At 62.5% G+C, this 20,941-nt stretch carries 17 protein-coding genes; 6 read left to right on the forward strand and 11 right to left on the reverse strand.

The genetic code is table 11. The features are described 5' to 3' along the window. The first annotated feature begins 9 nt into the window (after positions 1 to 9). Together WF331_RS17500 and WF331_RS17505 are read left to right on the forward strand one after the other, a co-directional pair. Complete coding sequence (locus tag WF331_RS17500; protein ID WP_049277282.1) at positions 10 to 582, forward strand: CsiV family protein; 573 nt, start codon at positions 10 to 12, stop codon at positions 580 to 582. 4 nt (positions 583 to 586) lie between these two features. Then, complete coding sequence (locus WF331_RS17505) at positions 587 to 3,904, forward strand: DEAD/DEAH box helicase (protein WP_340623157.1); 3,318 nt, start codon at positions 587 to 589, stop codon at positions 3,902 to 3,904. A 195-nt stretch (positions 3,905 to 4,099) separates the two neighbouring features. Here WF331_RS17505 and nagZ read toward each other — a convergent pair whose 3' ends face one another. From nagZ to WF331_RS17520, 3 genes are read right to left on the reverse strand one after another with little or no spacing between them, the layout of a single operon-like run. Next, complete coding sequence (gene nagZ / locus WF331_RS17510; RefSeq protein WP_172439606.1) at positions 4,100 to 5,098, reverse strand: beta-N-acetylhexosaminidase; 999 nt, start codon at positions 5,096 to 5,098, stop codon at positions 4,100 to 4,102. A 22-nt stretch (positions 5,099 to 5,120) separates the two neighbouring features. Continuing rightward, positions 5,121 to 5,645 carry a L,D-transpeptidase gene (locus WF331_RS17515; RefSeq protein WP_340623158.1) on the reverse strand — a complete coding sequence of 175 codons (525 nt, stop codon included), beginning with the start codon at positions 5,643 to 5,645 and terminating at the stop codon, positions 5,121 to 5,123. 40 nt (positions 5,646 to 5,685) lie between these two features. Next, positions 5,686 to 6,393, reverse strand: coding sequence for a TetR/AcrR family transcriptional regulator (locus WF331_RS17520; protein ID WP_016500739.1), 708 nt, complete (start codon positions 6,391 to 6,393; stop codon positions 5,686 to 5,688). A 216-nt stretch (positions 6,394 to 6,609) separates the two neighbouring features. On the opposite strand from WF331_RS17520, the gene lexA reads away from it, so the two are divergent. Continuing rightward, positions 6,610 to 7,218 (forward strand): transcriptional repressor LexA, encoded by a 609-nt coding sequence (lexA, locus tag WF331_RS17525; RefSeq protein WP_016500740.1) that lies wholly within the window; start codon positions 6,610 to 6,612, stop codon positions 7,216 to 7,218. A gap of 13 nt (positions 7,219 to 7,231) precedes the next feature. Continuing rightward, positions 7,232 to 7,708, forward strand: a complete 477-nt coding sequence (gene sulA, locus WF331_RS17530) for an SOS-induced cell division inhibitor SulA (RefSeq protein WP_016500741.1) — start codon at positions 7,232 to 7,234, stop codon at positions 7,706 to 7,708. 50 nt (positions 7,709 to 7,758) lie between these two features. Here sulA and WF331_RS17535 read toward each other — a convergent pair whose 3' ends face one another. From WF331_RS17535 to WF331_RS17565, 7 genes are all read right to left on the reverse strand, one after another. After that, a complete protein-coding gene (locus WF331_RS17535; protein WP_004376430.1) occupies positions 7,759 to 7,992 on the reverse strand; it encodes a hypothetical protein in 234 nt (77 codons plus the stop codon). A 50-nt stretch (positions 7,993 to 8,042) separates the two neighbouring features. Beyond that, a complete protein-coding gene (locus tag WF331_RS17540; protein ID WP_340623159.1) occupies positions 8,043 to 8,558 on the reverse strand; it encodes a DUF6586 family protein in 516 nt (171 codons plus the stop codon). A 172-nt stretch (positions 8,559 to 8,730) separates the two neighbouring features. Beyond that, positions 8,731 to 11,340 carry a type I DNA topoisomerase gene (topA, locus tag WF331_RS17545; protein ID WP_016500743.1) on the reverse strand — a complete coding sequence of 870 codons (2,610 nt, stop codon included), beginning with the start codon at positions 11,338 to 11,340 and terminating at the stop codon, positions 8,731 to 8,733. A gap of 100 nt (positions 11,341 to 11,440) precedes the next feature. Next, positions 11,441 to 11,692: a DUF1653 domain-containing protein gene (locus tag WF331_RS17550; RefSeq protein ID WP_016485639.1), complete on the reverse strand. Its 252-nt coding sequence runs from the start codon at positions 11,690 to 11,692 to the stop codon at positions 11,441 to 11,443. 76 nt (positions 11,693 to 11,768) lie between these two features. Continuing rightward, positions 11,769 to 12,944, reverse strand: a complete 1,176-nt coding sequence (fadA, locus tag WF331_RS17555) for an acetyl-CoA C-acyltransferase FadA (protein ID WP_016500745.1) — start codon at positions 12,942 to 12,944, stop codon at positions 11,769 to 11,771. 31 nt (positions 12,945 to 12,975) lie between these two features. Beyond that, positions 12,976 to 15,123 carry a fatty acid oxidation complex subunit alpha FadB gene (fadB, locus tag WF331_RS17560; protein WP_016500746.1) on the reverse strand — a complete coding sequence of 716 codons (2,148 nt, stop codon included), beginning with the start codon at positions 15,121 to 15,123 and terminating at the stop codon, positions 12,976 to 12,978. Between the two features lie 527 nt (positions 15,124 to 15,650). Then, entirely contained in the window at positions 15,651 to 16,088 is a 438-nt protein-coding gene (locus tag WF331_RS17565; protein WP_016500747.1) for a hypothetical protein, read from the reverse strand. 110 nt (positions 16,089 to 16,198) lie between these two features. Here WF331_RS17565 and WF331_RS17570 point away from each other — a divergent pair, with 110 nt between their 5' ends. After that, a complete protein-coding gene (locus tag WF331_RS17570) occupies positions 16,199 to 16,639 on the forward strand; it encodes a universal stress protein (protein WP_016500748.1) in 441 nt (146 codons plus the stop codon). Positions 16,640 to 16,764: 125 nt separating this feature from the next. Here the strand turns inward: WF331_RS17570 and WF331_RS17575 are convergent, their stop codons facing one another. Next, positions 16,765 to 18,693, reverse strand: coding sequence for an ATP-binding cassette domain-containing protein (locus tag WF331_RS17575; protein ID WP_016500749.1), 1,929 nt, complete (start codon positions 18,691 to 18,693; stop codon positions 16,765 to 16,767). 221 nt (positions 18,694 to 18,914) lie between these two features. On the opposite strand from WF331_RS17575, the gene WF331_RS17580 reads away from it, so the two are divergent. After that, positions 18,915 to 20,840 carry a transglycosylase SLT domain-containing protein gene (locus WF331_RS17580; RefSeq protein ID WP_016500750.1) on the forward strand — a complete coding sequence of 642 codons (1,926 nt, stop codon included), beginning with the start codon at positions 18,915 to 18,917 and terminating at the stop codon, positions 20,838 to 20,840. The last annotated feature ends 101 nt before the right edge of the window (positions 20,841 to 20,941 follow it).

Genomic DNA, 20,941 nt, shown 5'->3' on the forward strand with positions numbered 1-20,941 from the left:
GGAAGATCCATGCGTGCCATCCGTTGCCTGACCCTGCTGCTGGCGCTGTTCGCGCCAGCCGCCTTCGCCGAAGGCCTGTATCAGGTAGAAATGATTCTGGTGCGGCAGAACAGCGTGCCTGCCTTCACCAGCCCGTTTGCCCCTGAAGACTGGAGCGCCGGTGCCCCGCGCCTGGCGAAGGACGCCGAGCGCCGCCTGGCGTTGGAAGACGAAGCCACCCGCCTGGAAGCCACTGCCGACTACACCGTATTGATGCACAAGGCCTGGCAGCAGCAGGTCGGCAGCGAGCCTGGCCGCATCGCCCTGGGCGAAGGCACCGAACAGTTCGGCCACTTCCCCATCGAAGGCAACCTGAGCATCGCCGAAGGCCGCTTCATCGCGGTCGAGGCCAACTTCTGGGTCAATCAGCTGGACGGCAACGGCAACGTCCTGCAAAGCGAGCAGTTCAAGCAGAGCAACAGCAACGTCAAGGGCGGCCAGCTGACCTTCCTCGACGGCGGGCACCTGGCGGTGCTGCTGAAAGTCACGCCACCGGGCACGCCGAAAATGCCGGTGATGGACCCGGAGATGATGGAGCAGTAAGCCGATGAAGCAAGATGCCGCCGAGATGGTGAACGCTTATCCGAACTGGACCCAATCGTTCAGCAAAGCTGCCCTGCAACGCGGTGAGCGCTATGCCGAGGAAGGCAGGGTCGAACTGGAAGGCTTCTATGGGCCGACCATCACGGCCAATTGCCAAGGGAGTGGCGACAACCACTATCGGCAAAGCATCGAGTTGCACGTAGCCGGCGGCCGTTGCCATGTGCACGGTGAATGCGATTGCCCTGTAGGGCAAAACTGCAAGCATTGCGCCGCTGCACTGTTCTGCATAAGCGACCCTTGGTCCAATCATGAGGCCACGCAAGCCGACCCGGGAACGTTGTCCGCCGAACTGCAGCACTGGTTGAGCGGCCTGGAACAGGCCCCGCCCAAGCCCAACGCAACCGAAGACAAACGCGGGCGCATGGTGTGCTACCAGCTCGATCTCACCGATGATGCCGGCTGCGCCCTGCTGGTGCGCAAGGGCACGCGAACCGAGGACGGCATACGCTTCAGCCGCGTCCAGTCACTTTACGACTTTCTCTACGAGCCACCGCGCTTCGTGACGGAAGAAGACACCCGCATTCTCCGCCTGCTCTCGGCCCTGAATCAGGGCGGCGGCCAGGACCGCGGCTATAAACTGAAGGGCCAGGAAGGTGGCGAGTTGTTCCAGCGCGCACTCGAAACCGGGCGCATGTTTTACGATGTCGGCTTCCCACCGCTTCATCAAGGCCCGGTGCGCCGTGCCGAGTTTCGCTGGGTACGCCTGGACAACGGAAACTACCGGGGACTGTGGTACAGCGGCGAGGAAATGCTGCACTGCGTCATCCCGCTGCTGCCACTTTATTACTTCGATCTGCTGACCAGTGAAGTGGGCAAGGTCGAGCACGGCCTGGATCCGCATGTCGCCGTGCAGCTGACTATTGCCCCCGATGTACCCGAGCACCTGGTCGTACCCCTCAGCCACAAGCTCAATGCCCTCAGCCACAAGGTGCCGACGCCGACGCCAGTGCAGGAGCAGTTGCTCGATCACATCCAGCCCAAGCCCCTTCTTTCGCTCGGCAGCCTTGAATACACCGCATACATGCCGAAAACCGGTCGCATGCAACGGCAAATGCAACATCGCGCCGCATTGGCATTCGACTATGACGGTTTGCAGGTCAGCGGCACCGACGAGAAGCCGCTGACCCGACTGGCGGGCAGCACCAGCCAGCGAATTCGCCGACAGCCGCAAGCCGAGCTGGCCCTGCGCAAGGCGTTACGTGACCTGGGCTTCAAACCCGCCACTCGCCAGAGCAAGGCCCTGCCCGACAGTGCCGGCGAAATGTTCCAACTGCCCGACGACGAAGCCTGGCTGCGCTTCGCCCGTGAGGGCCTGCCACGCCTGCGCCAAGCCGGTTGGAACATAGACGTCCACCGTGACTTCGCCTTCAACCTGCAGGAGGTGGACGACTGGTACGCCACCATCGACGAAGCGCCCGGCCATGAATGGTTCGATCTGGAACTGGGCATCGTGGTCGACGGCCAGCGTCACAGCTTGCTGCCAATCGTGCTGCAACTGCTGCGCAGCAGCCCGGAGCTGCTGCGCCCCAACGAACTGGCCCGGCGCAGTGACGATGAACACCTGCTGATCGACCTGAACCGCGGCCGCCTGGATGCACCGGCGTTGCGCGTCGCCCTGCCCTACGGCCGCATCAAGGCCGTGATGGGCACCTTGGGCGAGCTGTACCTGCACGAAGACACTGCGGGCCCGGCGCTGCGCATGGAACGCGCCGACGCCGCGCGCCTGAACGACATCGAAGGCCTGCCCCTGCACTGGGAAGGTGGCCAGCACGTGCGCGATCTGGGCCGCCGCCTGCGTGATGCCCGCGACCTGAAAGTGGCCCCACCCGCCGGGCTGCAGGCCAGCTTGCGCCCCTATCAACAGCAGGGCCTGAACTGGCTGCAGGCACTGCAAGAGATGGGCACCGGGGGCATCCTCGGTGACGACATGGGCCTGGGCAAGACCCTGCAGGCCCTGGCACACCTGCTGCTGGAGAAAGAGGCCGGGCGCCTGGAGGCACCAGCCCTGGCGGTCATGCCCACCAGCCTGATACCCAACTGGCTGGACGAAGCCCAGCGCTTTGCCCCCGACCTGCGCGTGCTGGCACTGCATGGGCCGGGTCGCAGCAAGCATTTTGCCAAGCTGCATGAATACGACCTGGTCCTGACCACCTATGCCCTGGTGCCACGCGACCTCGAACACCTGCGCGCCCAGGCCTGGCACGTGCTGGTGCTGGACGAGGCACAGAACATCAAGAGCAGCACCAGCAAGGCCGCCCTCGCCGTCTGCGAGCTACAGGCCGGCCAGCGCCTGTGCCTGACCGGCACGCCGATGGAAAACAACCTGGGCGAGCTGTGGTCGATCTTCCACTTCCTGATGCCCGGCTGGCTGGGCGATGTCAAACGCTTCAACCAGGACTACCGCACCCCGATCGAACGCCATGGCGACGCTGAGCGGCTGGGCCATCTGGTCACGCGCATCCGCCCGTTCCTGCTGCGCCGCACCAAGGAGCAGGTGGCCACCGAGTTGCCGGCCAAGACCGAGATGGTGCACTGGGTCGAGCTCAGCGACGCCCAGCGCGATACCTACGAGGCGGTGCGGGTGGCCATGGACAAGAAAGTCCGCGACGAAATCGCCCGCAATGGCGCGGCACGCAGCCAGATCGTCATCCTCGACGCGCTGCTCAAACTGCGCCAGGTGTGCTGCGACCTGCGGCTGGTCAAGGGCGTGGAAAGCAAAGGCAACCAGGCTGACAAGGGCAAGCTAGGCGCACTGCTGGAAATGCTCGACGAGCTGTTAAGCGAAGGGCGCCGGGTGCTGCTGTTCTCGCAGTTCACCTCGATGCTGGCGCTGATCCAGCAGGAGCTGGAGAAACGCAGTATCCGCTACAGCCTGCTGACCGGTGATACACGGGACCGTCGCACGCCTGTGCAGCAGTTCCAGCAGGGTGACAGCGAAGTGTTCCTGATCAGCCTCAAGGCCGGTGGCGTGGGCTTGAACCTGACGGCCGCGGACACGGTGATCCACTTCGACCCCTGGTGGAACCCGGCCAGCGAAAACCAGGCCACCGACCGCGCCTACCGCATTGGCCAGGACAAGCCGGTGTTCGTGTTCAAGCTGATTACCCGGGGTACGGTTGAAGAGAAGATCCAGTTGCTGCAGCAGGAAAAAGCGGCGCTGGCAGCCAGCTTGCTGGATGGCGGGCAGGCTGGGCAATGGCGCATGGGCGATGAAGAAATCGAGGCACTGTTTGCGCCATTGCCAGGCAAACGCGGGCGGTAATTCAGCATGTTGTACTGCCTGTACTGGCCTCTTCGCGGGTAAACCCGCTCCCACAAGGACCGCACCGCTGCCGAGGGCTACGCAGTACCTGTGGGAGCGGGTTCACCCGCGAAGAGGCCAGCACAGGCACAACACCGACCTCAAACCGGCATCGTACCTGTGGGAGCGGGCATGCCCGCGAAGAGGCCGACGCAGTCAATCGACCAGCTGAGCTTCCTTCAACGCCCCCAACGCCTCCAGCCAGCGCGGCTGTTGGCGATAGTCGGTGCGCGCAAACCCTTGCCCGCGCATCCGCGCAATGCGCGGCGATGGCTTGACCTTCATGCGCTGCGCCGCACTCAGGGCCAGCTCTGCTGCCGCCCGGTCATTGCACACCAGGCCCATGTCACAGCCGGCGCTCAATGCCGCCTCGATACGGCTGGCCGCATCACCCACCACATGCGCACCGGCCATCGACAGGTCATCACTGAAGATCACCCCGTCAAAGCCCAGCTCGCCGCGCAGGATGTCCTGCAGCCAACGCCGGGAGAAACCGGCTGGCTGGTTGTCGACCTGCGGGTAGATGACATGCGCCGGCATCACCGCCGCCAATTGCCCGCTCAGGCGCGAGAATGGCACCAGGTCGACCTGGCGCAATTGTTCAAGGCTGCGCTCATCGGTGGGAATGGCCACATGCGAGTCAGCCTCGGCCCAGCCATGCCCCGGGAAGTGTTTGCCACAGGCAGCCATGCCCGCCGCATTCATACCGCGAATGAACGCCCCGGCCAGTTGCGTGGCACGCAGCGGGTCACCCTCGAAGGCACGGCTGCCGACCACGGCGCTACGCTGGTGGTCCAGGTCGAGCACCGGGGCAAAGCTGAGGTCCAGGCCAACCGCCAGCACCTCGGTCGCCATCAGCCAACCGCACTGCTCCGCCAGGTATTCGGCGTTGTCATTGTCGGCCAGCGCACGCATGGCCGGCAGGCGCACGAAACCCTGACGCAGACGCTGCACGCGACCACCTTCCTGGTCCACCGCCAGAATCAGGTCGGGGCGGATGGCACGGATCGACGCGCACAGCTCACGCACCTGACGCGGGCTGTCGATGTTGCGGGCAAAGATGATCAGGCCGGCCACTTCGGGTTGGCGCAGCAAGTGACGGTCTTCGGCGGTCAGCCATTTACCGGCGATATCCACCATCAGGGAGCCTTGCAGGCTGACGGTCATAGGTAATCCTTCATTGCAGAACGAGAGAAGCCCAATCAGGGCATGCGGCCTCTGCGACCTGCACCGGGCAATGCAACCCGATACGGTCGAACAGGCCAAGCAAGTCAGTGTTGCGCAGGCGTATGCAGCCATGGGACAGCGCTACGCCCATGGGTTCCGTATCCGGAGTGCCGTGCAGGTAGATAAAGCGCCGGAAGGTGTCGACCGCGCCCAGGCGATTGACGCCAGGTTCGCAGCCGCTTAGCCAAAGGATGCGAGTCAGGATCCAGTCGCGCCCGGGGTATTGCGCGTGCAACGCCGGCGACCACACCTCACCCGTCCAGCGCCGCCCGACCAGCACCGCATCAAGCGGCAGGCCCGCGCCGATCTTCGCCCGCACCTGGTGCAAGCCACGCGGCGTGCAGCCCGAGCCATTGCGCTCGCCGGCACCGTTGCGCGCCGTGGAAACCGACAGGCGCACGCGCAGCTGGTCACGGGCAAAGCCATACAGGCATTGGTCGGCGAGGGAAATGTGCAGCAGGTCGAGATCGGGCATGGGCGCTAGCTTAGCCGAAGCGCCCTGCCCCGCCCAGCCTTCAGGCCTTGGCGGTGATCGCGGTAGTCTTGCTGCGTGGTCGCAGCTGCGCCGTGGCCATGGCCTCGTCGGTGACGCCGCTGTCCGCACGCATGCCTGCGGCCAGGAACGGTACCATCAGGCGCATCACCTGCTCGATCGAGGTGTTGATGCCAAAGTCGGTCTCGGCAATTGCCCGCAGGGCCTTGATACCGGACATGCTGAAGGCGGCGGCACCCAGCATGAAGTGCACGCGCCAGAACAGTTCCAGTGGCGGAATACGAGGCGCGGCCTCGTTGACCAGCAGCATGTAGCGGCGGAACACTTTGCCGTACATGTCTTCCAGGTAACGCCGCAGGTGGCCCTGGCTCTGGCTGAAGGCCAGGCCCAGCAGGCGCATGAAGATCGACAGGTCGTTATTGCTGCGAGGCTGCACGGCCAACGCCTGCTCCACCAGCATTTCCAGCAGTTCTTCGAGGCTGGGCTTGTGCTCCGGCTTGGCCTGGCGCCGCTCCAGTTCGCGCTCGAGGCTGGCGCAGAACGGCCCGAGGAAGCGCGAGAACACGGCCTGGATAAGTGCCTTCTTGGAGCCGAAGTGATAGTTGACCGCCGCCAGGTTGACCCCGGCCTTGCTGGTGATCAGCCGCAACGAGGTCTCGGCGAACCCCCTTTCCGCGAACAGCTGCTCGGCAGCATCGAGAATGCGTTCAACGGTTTCCGATTGGGCCATGACTACTCCGCGTGCTCCGCCAGACAAACAGGTGTTTGAAACATACGTTTCAGGCCTGCTTCTGTCAAGGCTCGGTGACCGGGCGGTCGCCATTTAAAAGCAGCCTGGCTGCGGGCTGCAAGCGCCACCGCTGAGGTTTATTGCGCCATTTGGCTTGCAGCGCATCCAGTACTGTATATAATCCCAGTCACTGTACAAAAAGACAGAGCGCTCACCATGTTGAAACTGACGCCACGCCAAGCCGAAATTCTCGCGTTCATCAAGCGCTGCCTGGAAGACAACGGCTTCCCGCCGACTCGCGCCGAGATCGCTCAGGAGCTGGGCTTCAAATCACCCAACGCTGCCGAGGAGCACCTCAAGGCCCTCGCCCGCAAGGGCGCGATCGAGATGACCCCGGGCGCCTCCCGCGGCATCCGCATCCCAGGCCTGGATACCAAGGCAGAAGAAAGCGGCTTGCCGATCATCGGCAGGGTTGCTGCCGGTGCGCCAATTCTTGCCGAACAGCACATTGAGCAATCCTGCAATATCAACCCTGCCTTCTTCCACCCCCAGGCCGACTATTTGCTGCGCGTCCACGGCATGAGCATGAAGGACGTCGGCATCTTCGACGGCGACCTCCTGGCCGTTCACACCTGCCGCGAAGCCCGCAACGGCCAGATCGTCGTGGCCCGCATCGGTGACGAAGTGACCGTCAAGCGCTTCAAGCGTGAAGGCAGCAAGGTCTGGCTGCTTGCCGAAAACCCCGAATTCGCCCCCATCGAAGTTGACCTGAAAGATCAGGAACTGGTGATTGAGGGCTTGAGCGTCGGCGTCATTCGCCGCTGATCCAGGAGGCGTCATGCAGCAGTTCATTCACGCACCCGAGCAAGCCCAGTTGCCCCTGTTCGAAGCATTCCTCGCCCAGCCCGTACTACCGGGCCTGAAAGCCAGCGAACTGGCGCGCAAGAGCAACCAGCCCGAACTGTTCAGCGAATTGTCGCTGCGCGGCGCCCCCGGGCACTGCCAAAGCCTGCTGGCACCGGTACTGCGCGAGCTGAGCGAAGAGGACGAGGCCCGCTGGCTGACCCTGATCGCCCCGCCGTCGAGCCTGACCCAGGCTTGGCTGCGCGATGCAGGGCTCAACCGTGAACGCATCCTGCTGCTGCAACCTCGCGGTAACCAAACCCCGCTGCAACTGGCCTGCGAAGCCCTGCGCCTGGGCCTCAGCCACACCGTGGTCAGCTGGCTGGGCAACGTCAACGCCACTGCACGCCAGCAATTGCAGCGCGCTGCCAGTGTCGGAAACGCACAAAGCCTGAACATCCGCCTCGGCTGATGTTCAGGCTTTGCCTGTCATTTGAACAAACCTGATGCCCTGCTGCACCCTCAGTGCAGCACGCGCGGCCCTTCATCACGCTCAAGCTCGCCATCCATGAGGCGACCTGCCATCTGCACACCCACGCTGAGCATGGCCTTGGCCACTTCTACATGCTGGCCCTGCAGGAACGCCTTGGCGTCTTCCGAGAAATCCAAGGTTACCAGGGAGCCCTCATCCTCGGCGCGACGCAGTTCGATGCGGCCATCAGGCAACTCGACAATTTCCAGAAAAGACGTAGACATAAATGGCAGTTCTCCGCGAAAGGCGAATATTGTACCAGCCGTAACGGCTATCAGCACTCACTCAACGCATCGCGGAAACGTCTCACCAGGCCCTTGAGGTTGTTGCGCCAGCTTTCCAGCTCGGCACGCGACAGCGCAGGATGCTCGGGCTCATCGAGATTGACGGCCTGGATCAATGGCTGGGTGACGTCGGTTTTTGGCGCTTTCCTGGCGACCGGTGGTCGGAACAAATCGGCATAAGCACTCAGCATCTGCGCCAGCCAGGTTTCGCGCTGGCGGGCCAATTCCAGCAACTCGGCCACTTCCGGTATGGCGATGCCATTGAGCGCATCGTCGGCCAGCGCCTGCTCGACCGCTGCGACGACCGGCAGTCGGTAGAAGACTCCGATTTCATGGCATAGGCCCAGCAGCGCGCCATACAGGTGAAACAGCGCCGACTCGCGCTCAGCCTGAACCAGGCCTTGGGCGTTCATGGCCTGGCTTTGTTCGGCCTTGGCCATGGACTCGAGGGCGAGACCGGCGAAGAACAGTTTCTGGTTGGTGCGGGTGTAGGTTTCCTGGGCCATTTCTGTGCCCTCCCATCAGGCTGCAAGGCGAATACATGCATCATAAATGATTGGGGCCGCTTCGCGCCCCTCCGCAGCACAAGGCCGCCCCTACAAGAGAACGCGATTCCTTGCAGGAGCGGCCTTGTGCCGCGAAGGGGCGCGAAGCGGCCCCAATTAAAGCACTGAAAGATCAGCGCTTGTCTTCAACCTTCCACGCATTGCCGTCGTAGAACGCCTTCCAGCCGGTCGGCTTGCCATCGACTTCGGACTGCACGTACTGCTCCTTGGTCTTGCGGCTGTAGCGGATTACCGTCGGGCGGCCATCCGGGTCTTTCTGCGGCGCATCGCACAGGAAGTGGTACTTCGGATCGATTTCGTGCTTGTGCGGCACGATTTCCATCACCAGCGGCGCACGGGTTTCGCGGTTTTTCGGGAACTGGCTGGCGGCCAGGAACAACCCCGAAGCGCCGTCACGAAGCACGTAAGTGTCGTCGACCTTCTCGCACTTGAGTTCCGGCATGTCCACCTTGTCCATCTTCGGTGGTGCCGCCTCGCCACTCTTGAGCAGCTTGCGGGTGTTCTTGCAGGTTGGATTGGTGCAGCCGAAGAACTTGCCAAAACGGCCGGTCTTCAACTGCATCTCGCTGCCACACTTGTCGCACTCCAGGCTCGGCCCTTCGTAACCTTTGATGCGGTAGCTGCCCTCTTCGATCTCGTAGCCAACGCAATCCGGGTTGTTACCGCAAATGTGCAGCTTGTGCTTCTCATCCAGCAGGTAGGCGTCCATCGCCGTGGCGCAGATCGGGCAACGGTGCTTGCCCAGCAGCACGCGGGATTCCGATTCACCCTCGTCGTCAGCGGCAATCTCGTCACCCGGCACCAGGTTGACGGTGGCCTTGCAGCGCTCTTTTGGCGGCAAGGTGTAACCCGAGCAACCCAGGAACACACCTGTGGACGCGGTGCGAATCATCATCGGCCGGCCACATTCCTTGCACGGAATGTTGGTCATGGTCGGCTGGTTGGCGCGCATCCCGCCTTCGCTGGACTCGGCAGTCTGCAGCTTCTTGCTGAAGTCGCCGTAGAACTCGTCGAGCACGTTCTTCCAGTCACGTTCGCCCTGGGCCACGTCGTCGAGGTTCTCCTCCATGTCGGCGGTAAAACCATAGTCCATCAGGTTGGAGAAGCTTTCCGACAGGCGCTCGGTGACGATGTCGCCCATTTTCTCGGAATAGAAACGGCGGTTGTGCAACGTCACATAGCCACGGTCCTGGATGGTGGAGATGATCGCCGCGTAAGTCGACGGGCGACCAATACCGCGCTTTTCCATTTCCTTGACCAGGCTGGCTTCAGTGAAGCGCGCCGGTGGCTTGGTGAAGTGCTGGCTCGGGTCGATCTGGATCAGCTTCAGCGCTTCGCCCTGGACCATCTCTGGCAGCACGTCGTCTTCGCCCGGCTTGCTCTGCTGCGGCAACACACGGGTATAACCGTCGAACTTGAGGATACGGCCCTTGGCACGCAGTTCGAAGTCGCCAGCAGCCACGGTGACGCTGGTGGACAGGTACTGTGCCGGCGGCATCTGGCAGGCCAGGAACTGGCGCCAGATCAGCTCGTACAGGCGCTCGGCGTCGCGCTCCATGCCACTGAGCTTGGTCGGGTGGGTGTTCACATCGGAAGGACGAATTGCTTCGTGCGCCTCCTGGGCCCCTTCCTTGCTGCCGTATACCAGCGGTGCATCCGGCAGGTACTGTTTGCCGAACTCGCGCTCGATATAGTTGCGCGCCATGTCCAGGGCGTCGACCGACAGGTTGGTCGAGTCTGTACGCATGTAAGTGATGTAGCCGGCTTCATACAAGCGCTGGGCCATCATCATGGTCTTCTTCACCCCGAAGCCCAGGCGGTTACTGGCCGCCTGCTGCAGGGTGGAGGTAATGAACGGCGCCGATGGCTTGCTGCTGGTCGGGCGGTCTTCACGCTTGACCACGCTGTAGCTGGAAGCCTTGAGCTTCTCCAGCGCAGCCATGGCCTGCGCTTCGTTCAGCGGCTTGAAGGCCTCGCCCTTCTCGCGCGCCACCTCGAAACGCACCTTGGCGTTCTTGGCGGTACCGAGGTCGGCGTGGATCTCCCAATACTCTTCCGGGATGAATGCGCGGATTTCACGCTCGCGCTCCACCACCAGTTTCACCGCGACCGACTGAACACGGCCAGCGGACAGGCCGCGGGCAATCTTGGCCCACAGCAGCGGCGAAACCATGTAACCGACCACACGGTCGAGGAACCGCCGCGCCTGCTGGGCATTGACCCGGTCGATGTCCAGCTCGCCTGGCTGCGAGAAAGCCTCCTGGATGGCCTTCTTGGTAATTTCGTTGAACACCACGCGCTTGTAGCGGGTGTCGTCACCGCCGATGGCTTCGCGCAGGTGCCAGGCAATGGCTTCCCCCTCGCGGTCCAAGTCGGTTGCGAGATAGATGGTGTCGGCGTCCTTGGCCAGGCGGCGCAGCTCTTCGATCACCTTTTCCTTGCCAGGCAGGATCTCGTACTTGGCCTTCCAGCCGTGATCCGGGTCGACGCCCATGCGTGCCACCAGCTGGCGGCGGGCCTTTTCTTTCGGCGACAGCGCCGGAGCCTCACCCGCGGCCTTGCCACGCTTGGCGGCTGGCTCTTTGCTTGCGCTGGCCGAACCGCTGGTGGGGAGGTCTCGGATATGGCCGATACTCGACTTCACCACGTACTGGTTGCCCAAATACTTGTTGATGGTCTTGGCCTTGGCCGGGGATTCCACAATGACCAGCGATTTGCCCATGGATCGGAGTATTCCTGAATCTGAAAATGAAAAACGCGTCAGGTACCAAACGCGGCACCGCTATATATAGTGGCAAAAGTGTGAGGTCAAGCTCGGGTGATCACTCGTGCGACTTGCCCAGCAACCCAGGCAGGCCTTCTTCGGCCTTGACCAAAGCAAAGCGTGGCACCTGCTCGCCGTCAACCTCGACAGACTCCTGGAACATCAAAAGGGGGCGCACCCAGAAGCTGTAATCACCATACAGGCATTGGTAGAACACCATCCACTCTTCGTTCTCGGAATGCCGCGCAACACTGAAGACACGGTACTCAGGCCCTTTGTAATGCCGGTATACGCCTGGTTGTATCTGCATGTTGCCCACCCTCTTTAATTAATCCTGTAAAAACAAAACCGGGGCACAAGGCCCCGGTTGCTGTCCCGCAACGCGATCAGACGCGTTCAAAGACAGTGGTGATACCTTGACCGAGGCCGACGCACATGGTCGCCACCCCCAGGGTACCGCCATTCTGCTTCATGACGTTGAGCAGGGTGCCCGAAATACGTGCCCCGGAGCAACCGAACGGGTGGCCCAAAGCAATGGCGCCGCCGTGCAGGTTAACCTTCTCATCCATCTTGTCGAGCACTTTCAAGTCTTTCAGCACTGGCAAGGCCTGTGCAGCAAAGGCTTCGTTGAGCTCGATGAAGTCGATGTCGGCCATGGTCAGCCCGGCGCGCTTGAGGGCTTTTTGGGTCGACGGCACCGGGCCATAACCCATGATCGCCGGATCGACACCGGCCACCGCCATCGAACGGATCACCGCCAATGGCTGGATACCCAGGTCCATCGCACGCTGGCCGGACATGACGATCATGCACGAAGCGCCGTCGGTGATCTGCGACGAGGTACCGGCAGTGACGGTACCGCCTTTCGGGTTAAACGCGGGCTTGAGCGACGCCAGGCCTTCGAGGGTGGTTTCCGGGCGAATGGTTTCGTCGAAATCGAACACCTTCAGGAAGCCGTTCTCGTCATAGCCCTGCATCGGGATGATCTCGTCCTTGAACTTGCCTTCGACCGTGGCCTTGTGGGCCAACTGGTGCGAACGCACGCCGAACAGGTCCTGCTGCTCACGGGTGATGCCGTGCATCTTGCCGAGCATTTCCGCAGTCAGGCCCATCATCCCGGAAGCCTTGGCAGCATGCAAGGACAGGTGCGGGTTGGGGTCGACGCCGTGCATCATGCTGACGTGGCCCATGTGCTCCACCCCGCCAATCACGAACACATCGCCGTTACCGGTCATGATCGCCTGGGCAGCGGTGTGCAGTGCGCTCATCGACGAGCCGCACAGGCGGCTGACGGTCTGCGCTGCAGAAGTGTGCGGGATCGGGGTCATCAGCGACGCCATGCGGGCGATGTTCCACCCCTGCTCCAGGGTCTGGTTGACGCAGCCCCAGATCACGTCCTCGACTTCCTTCGGGTCGACCTTGTCGTTACGCTCCAGCAGCTTGCTGATCAGGTGCGCCGACATGTCCTCGGCGCGGGTATTGCGGTGCATGCCACCCTTGGAGCGGCCCATTGGCGTGCGACCGAAGTCGACAATCACCACGTCTCTTGGATTCAGGCTCATATCAAATCTCTCGCTCTAGCTCGTTGACCGCTCAGTTGAAGAAGCGCTGGCCGTTCTTGGCCATTTCACGCAGCTTCGCAGTCGGGTGGTACAGCGGCCCCAGATCGGCGTACTGATCGGCCAGGGCGACGAATTCGGCCACACCGATCGAGTCGATGTAACGCAGCGCACCACCGCGGAAGGGAGGGAAACCAATGCCATACACCAGGCCCATGTCGGCTTCGGCGGCGGTTTCGACAATGCCGTCTTCCAGGCAGCGCACGGTCTCCAGGCACAGCGGGACCATCATCCAGTTGATGATGTCTTCGTCGGTGACTTCGCGCTGTTCGAACACGATTGGCTTGAGCACGTCCAGCACGGCGGCGTCGAAGACTTTCTTCGGCTTGCCGCGCTTGTCGGTTTCGTAGGCATAGAAGCCCTTGCCGTTCTTCTGGCCCAGGCGGTTCGCCTCGTACAGCGCGTCAACGGCCGAGCGGCGCTCGTCCTTCATGCGGTCCGGGAAGCCTTCGGCCATCACGTCACGCCCGTGGTGGCCGGTGTCGATGCCGACCACGTCCATCAGGTAGGCTGGGCCCATCGGCCAGCCGAATTTTTCCATGACCTTGTCGATGCGCACGAAGTCGACACCGGCACTGACCAGCTTGGCAAAGCCGCCAAAATACGGGAACAGCACGCGGTTGACCAAAAAGCCCGGGCAATCGTTGACCACGATCGGGTTCTTGCCCATTTTCTTGGCGTAGGCCACGGTGGTGGCGACCGCCACTTCACTGGACTTCTCCCCACGGATCACTTCCACCAGCGGCATCATGTGCACCGGGTTGAAGAAGTGCATGCCGACGAAGTTTTCCGGGCGCTTGAGCGCTTTTGCCAGCAGGTTGATGGAGATGGTCGAGGTGTTGGACGCAAGGATCGCATCCTCTTTCACCTGGCCTTCCACCTCGGCCAGCACGGCCTGCTTCACTTTCGGGTTCTCGACCACGGCTTCGACGACGATGTCGACATTGGCGAAATCGCCATAGGACAGGGTCGGGCGAATGGCGTTGAGCGCCTCGGCCATCTTGGCCGGGGTCAGGCGACCCTTGTCGACGCGGTTGCCGAGCAGCTTGGAGGCTTCGTTCAGGCCCAGCTGAATGGCTTCCTCGCGGATATCCTTCATCAGGATCGGGGTGCCTTTGACCGCAGACTGGTAAGCGATGCCGCCACCCATGATGCCGGCGCCGAGCACGGCGGCCTGCTTCACGTCATGGGCGATCTCGTCATGCGCCTTGGCCTTGCGCTTGAGTTCCTGGTCGTTCAGGAACAGACCGATCAGGCTTTCGGCAACCGACGTCTTGGCCAGCTTGGCAAAGCCTGCGGCTTCGACTTCCAAGGCCTTGTCGCGGCCGAAGTTGGCGGCTTTCTGGATGGTCTTGATGGCTTCGACCGGGGCCGGGTAGTTCGGGCCGGCCTGGCCGGCAACGAAGCCCTTGGCGGTCTCGAAGGCCATCATCTGCTCGATGGCATTGAGCTTGAGCTTTTCCAGCTTGGGCTGGCGCTTGGCCTTGTAGTCCAGCTCGCCACTGATGGCGCGCTTGATCAGGTCCAGGGCACCGGCCTGCAGCAACTCAGGGGCGACCACGGCGTCGACGGCACCCACTTTCAGGGCGTCTTCGGCACGGTTTTCCTTGCCGGAAGCGATCCACTCGACAGCGTTGTCCGAACCGATCAGGCGCGGCAGGCGTACGGTGCCGCCAAAGCCGGGGTAGATGCCCAGCTTGACTTCTGGCAGGCCGATCTTGGCGCTGGTGGACATGACCCGGTAGTCGGCGGCCAGGCACATCTCCAGGCCGCCGCCCAGGGCGATGCCGTTGATGGCCGCAACGGTCGGCACTTCGAGGTCTTCGAAGGCGCTGAAGATGCGGTTGGCTTCCAGGTTGCCGGCGACCAGTTCGGCCTCGGGCAGCTTGAAGTTGTCGACGAACTCGGTGATGTCGGCGCCGACGATGAACACGTCCTTGCCACTGCTGACGATAACGCCCTTGACCGAGGCGTCGGCCTTGATGGCATCGACGGCCTGGCGAAGCTCGTTCAGGGTCAGGCGGTTGAACTTGTTGACGGACTCACCCTTGAGGTCGAACTTGAGCTCGACGATGCCACTTTCAAGAGCCTTAACCGTGATGGCTTTACCTTCGTAAATCATCAACTGATCTCCACGATATGGAAGCTGAACTGTACACGCCGATCGCTGCAGCAGAAGCAGGCCTAGCTGCCCTGCCCCAGGCACACCCGTCAGCGCGCTAGTCGGAAGTATGGCTTGGCGTCATGACATACAAACGCTCAATTCATACGCCCGTTTGATTTGGGTGTGCACACATTCTCCGAAAAGATCGGCGTTGTCAAATGCTCACGAGCATGGCGAAAACGCGACTTTCCGGTCACTTTGTATCGTCTGGGTACAAAACATGATGACAGTGATCGCCGACCATTCATGTCAGCGATTGACCACGGCCGATTGAATAACGCTGCGACTTTCGACTTGCGCGGCAACCCAAGGCGGCTACACTGCCACCTGCTTGAATGAATACCCGGCCTGCCTGGCCTTTTCTGCGCAGCAGAACGCAAAGCGGCGACTTGGCACCCCACCCCTTCAGGGTTCTGCCAAGCCGCCGCTTTGTCGTTTAAAGCCCTGAACGCCTACGCCGTACCTGTAGGAGGTAGCCCCGGGGTTCAAGCCAGGGTTTCGAGGACGTAGGCAACATCCTGCAACACAGCCGTATCACCCCGTTCAGTCCAGTACAGGGCGATCATCCGCGCATCGGCTTCGACCTTGTAGACGCTCGCCGGCAAGCGCGCCAGAGGCTCAATGAAGCGTGGATCTTCGCAGGGCTCACGCCACTGGTTCCACCACACCCCCGGGCTGATCTGCCAGAAGCTGAAGCTGTCTTCATGCCCCCGACGCCGTGCCCGATGGTACTGCGGGCAAGGGCTTGGCGGCTCCTTTTCGAGCCAGTGCGGCCATTGCTGCGGCGCCAGCTGCATACCCAGCCCCATTCGCCGGGCCTCCAGGCGCAGCTTCATCTGCTCGCTCTGCTTGCGCGAGCCGCGCAGCCAGGAAAGCGGGCTGAGAATCAGCGCAAGGATTGACACCACCAGCAATACCGTCATATCAGTAGTTCCCATAAAGCGTTGCAAATGAGCTGGTTAGCCATTTTTCACGGAAGACCCGCCCGAAAGCGACCATACTTCTTCTATCGCGATTGCCAGGAGTACCGCTCATGCAATATGAACATTTGTTGGTCGCCGTCGACCTGACCGAAGAATGCGACCCGGTGATCAAGCGTGCCATGAAGCTCGCCGAGCCCTCAGGCGCCAAGGTGTCCCTGGTTCACATCGTCGAGCCGATGGCCATGGCATTCGGCGGTGACGTGCCCATGGACCTGTCGCAGTTGCAACAGCAACAGTTCGACCAGGCCAAGGAGCGCATGGACCGCCTGTTCAACAAATATCCTGAGATCAACCGTGGCGACTCACACCTGACCTACGGCCAGCCGCGTCAGGAAATCCACCAACTGGCCAAGGACCAGAAGTGCGACCTGATCGTGGTCGGCAGCCATGGCCGCCATGGCCTGGCGTTGCTGCTGGGTTCCACGGCCAATGACGTGCTGCACGGTGCACCGTGCGATGTACTGGCGGTGCGGTTGCAGAAGAAGGAATGACTTAACCTGCCCCGGCCCTATCGCCGGCAAGCCAGCTCCCACAGGGATACCACAAGGCTTGAAACCTGTGGTGTACCTGTGGGAGCTGGCTTGCCGGCGATAGGGCCAGTCCAGGCTGACGCCTATCAGCCTTCCAGCTCGGCCCAGCGCTCTACCAGCGCATCCAGCTCACCTTGGAGCTTCTCGATCTTGGCCAGCACTGCGGAAGTTTCAGTAATCGGGCGCTGGTAGAAGCCAGCCGCATTCACTTCTTCCTGAGCCTCAGCCATGCGCTGCTCAACCTGGTCGATCTGCCCCGGCAGCATCTCCAGCTCACGCTGCAGCTTGTAGCTGAGCTTCTTCTTCGAAGCTTCTTCCGCCACCGGCGCAGCAACTGGCGCGGGCTTGTCCTCGACTTTCTCCACCACTGCGCTGTTGAGCGCCGACTTGCCGCCCTTGCTCTCGGTCACGCCCAGCAGCTTCGGTGAGCCACCCTGGCGAATCCAGTCCTCGTAGCCGCCGACGTACTCACGCACCTTGCCCTCGCCTTCGAACACCAGGGTACTGGTGACGACGTTGTCGAGGAAGGCCCGGTCGTGGCTGACCATCAGCACGGTGCCCTTGTAGTTGGACAGCACTTCTTCGAGCAGTTCGAGGGTTTCAACGTCCAGGTCGTTGGTCGGTTCGTCGAGCACCAGCAGGTTGGCCGGCTTGCTGAACAGCTTGGCCAGCAACAGGCGCGCACGCTCGCCACCCGACAATGCCTTGACCGGCGTGCGGGCACGCTGCGGGCTGAACAGGAAGTCTCCAAGGTAGCTCAGCACGTGGCGGTTCTGGCCGTCGATCTCGATGAAGTCACGGCCTTCGGCCAGGTTGTCGATCACGGTCTTTTCCAGCTCGAGCTGGTGGCGCATCTGGTCGAAGTAGGCGACTTCCAGCTTGGTGCCGCTCTCGACCTTGCCCGACGTGGGTTCCAGGCCGCCGAGCATCAGCTTGAGCAAGGTGGTCTTGCCGGTGCCGTTGGCGCCCAGCAGGCCGATACGGTCCTGGCGCTGCAGGACCATGGAGAAGTCCTTGACCAGCATTGGCCCGCCGGCGTGATGGAAGCTGACGTTTTCCAGCACCATCACTTGCTTGCCGGATTTTTCTGCCGACTCGATCTGGATGTTGGCCTTGCCCTGGCGTTCGCGGCGCTCACCACGCTCCACGCGCAAGGCTTTCAGCGCACGCACCCGGCCTTCGTTACGGGTGCGGCGGGCCTTGATGCCTTGGCGGATCCACACTTCTTCCTGGGCCAGGCGCTTGTCGAACAGCGCGTTGGCGGTTTCTTCGGCGGCCAGTGCGGCCTCCTTGTGCACCAGGAAGCTGGCGTAGTCACCGTTCCAGTCGATCAGGCCGCCACGGTCCAGTTCAAGGATGCGGGTGGCCAGGTTCTGCAGGAAGGACCGGTCGTGGGTGATGAACAGGACCGCGCCGTTAAAGCTGCGCAGGGCCTCTTCGAGCCAGGCAATGGCACCGATGTCCAGGTGGTTGGTAGGCTCGTCGAGCAGCAGCAGGTCGGGCTCGGACACCAGCGCCTGGGCCAGCAGCACACGGCGGCGCCAGCCACCGGACAGCTCGGCCAGGGTCTTGTCCGCCGGCAACTGCAGGCGGCTGAGGGTGCTTTCCACCACTTGCTGCAGGCGCCAGCCATCACGGGCTTCCAGCTCGTGCTGGACGTGCATGAGCTTTTCCAGGTCTTCGTCATTCTGGATATTCATGCTCAGGTGATGGAACTGTGCCAGCAACTCACCGACGCCATCCAGGCCTGCGGCCACCACATCGAACACCGTGCGATCGTCGGCCACCGGCAGTTCCTGCGGCAGCTCGCCGATCTTCAGGCCCGGGGCACGCCAGACTTCACCGTCGTCGCCCTTCTGCTCGCCCTTGACCAGGCGCAGCATGCTGGATTTGCCAGTACCGTTGCGGCCGATGATGCACACCCGCTCACCACGAGCGATCTGCCAGGACACTTTGTCCAGCAGCGGCATGGCGCCGAATGCGAGGGACACATCGCTGAATTTGAGCAGGGTCATGTTGGTCTCCATAAATCGGGCGCGCATTCTACCTGACTTGGCCCTCGACGGCATCCGCTTGGCCACCCTACGAGCGCTTTGCGACATCTGGTCGAAGTTAATATCCCGATACAAGCACAGTGCTTTCACCCGCCGCCGGCAAACAGCTAAGCTAAGGCAATTGCTTCCAACAGTGCTGGCTCCGCCGTCACTTCCCCATGGTTCTACTGCCCGGACGTATCATGCGCAGCCGCCTGTTACACATTGCATCATGCCTGCTGCTCACCGCTGCCACCTGCGCGGCGCAGGCCACCGACCTCACCCAGCAGCGCCAGTACTACGACGAGGCCAAGCGTGCGCTGGCCAAAGGCGACAAAGGCCCGTACTTGCGCTATGCGCAAGCCCTGAGCGACTACCCGCTGACACCATACCTGGCCTACGACGAGCTTACCGCCCGCCTCAAAAGCGCCAGCAACCAGGAGATCGAAGGCTTTCTCGCCAAGCATGGCGACCTGCCCCAGGCCAACTGGATGAAACTGCGCTGGCTACGCTGGCTGGCCGAACGCGGCGAATGGGACACCTTCGTCAAATACTACGACCCCAAGCTCAATTTCACCGAACTGGACTGCCTCAACGGCCAGTATCAGCTCAGCCATGGCCTGCGCGCCGAGGGCTATGCCACAGCTGACAAATTGTGGAACGTCGGAAAGTCGCAACCTGCCGCCTGCGACACACTGTTCGGCATGTGGGCGGCCGAAGGCCAGCTGACCGAGGCCAAGCGCTGGGAACGCACCAAGCTGGCGGCCCAGACGCGCAACTACGCTTTGGCCAACAACCTGGTCAAGACCCTGACCACCCTCGCCCCTCAGGGGCGCCTTCTGGTCGACGTGGCGCAAAAGCCAGAGCTGCTCAACCAGCCGTCGCGCTTTACCCCGGTCAACGAAGCCATGTCCGATGTCGTCAGCCTCGGCCTGCGCCGCCTGGCCCGGCAGGACCCGGAGCGGGCCATGGCACTGCTCGACGATTATGCCCAGCGCATGCACTTCTCTCGCGACGAGAAGGTGGCCATCGCCCGCGAAATCGGCCTGACCCTGGCACGCCGCTACGACCCGCGCGCGCTCGACCTGATGACCCGCTACGACCCCGAACTGCGCGACAACACCGTCAGCGAATGGCGCCTGCGCCTGCTGCTGCGCCTGGGCCGCTGGGAAGACGCCTACGAGCTGACCAGGCGCCTGCCCCAGGACCTGGCCAGCAGCAGCCGTTGGAAATACTGGCAGGCACGCAGCCTGGAGCTGGCCCAGCCGAACAACCCGCAGATCCCGCTGCTGTACAAGACCGTGGCACGTGAGCGCGACTTCTATGGCTTCCTCGCTGCCGACCGGGCACAGACGCCATACCAGCTGAACAACAAGCCGCTGCTGCTAAGCCCGCAACTGGTCAAGAAGGTGCGCAACACGCCCGGCATCCAGCGTGCACTGGAATTCCACGCCCGCGGCCAGATCGTCGAGGGCCGCCGCGAGTGGTACCACGTCAGCCGCCACTTCACCCGCGACGAAATGGTTGCCCAGGCACGCCTGGGCTACGACCTGCGCTGGTACTTCCCGGCCATCCGCACCATCAGCCAGGCGCAATACTGGGACGACCTGGACATCCGCTTCCCGATGGCCCACCGCGACACCCTGGTGCGCGAAGCCAAGGTCCGCGGCCTGCATTCGAGCTGGGTATTCGCCATCACCCGCCAGGAAAGTGCATTCATGGAGGATGCGCGCTCGCCGGTGGGTGCCAGCGGCCTGATGCAGCTGATGCCGGCCACGGCCAAAGAGACCGCGCGCAAGTTCAGCATCCCGCTGGCATCACCGGCGCAGGTACTGAACCCGGACAAGAACATCCAGCTGGGCGCGGCCTACCTGAGCCAGGTGCACAGCCAGTTCAACGGCAACCGGGTGCTGGCCTCGGCGGCCTACAACGCCGGGCCCGGCCGCGTGCGGCAGTGGCTGAAAGGCGCCAAGCACCTGAGCTTCGATGTGTGGGTTGAATCGATCCCGTTCGACGAAACACGCCAGTATGTGCAGAACGTGCTGTCGTATTCGGTGATCTACGGGCAGAAGCTGAATTCGCCGCAGCCGCTGGTGGATTGGCATGAGCGGTATTTCGATGACATGTAGGGCCTGCTGAACCTGAACCGGCCCATCGCCGGCAAGCCAGCCCCCACAGGTAGCGCACAAGTCTTCGAACCTGTGATGAACCTGTGGGAGCTGGCTTGCCG

Source organism: Pseudomonas sp. YNh, from assembly GCF_037993085.1.
In the GTDB taxonomy this organism is placed as follows: domain Bacteria; phylum Pseudomonadota; class Gammaproteobacteria; order Pseudomonadales; family Pseudomonadaceae; genus Aquipseudomonas; species Aquipseudomonas putida.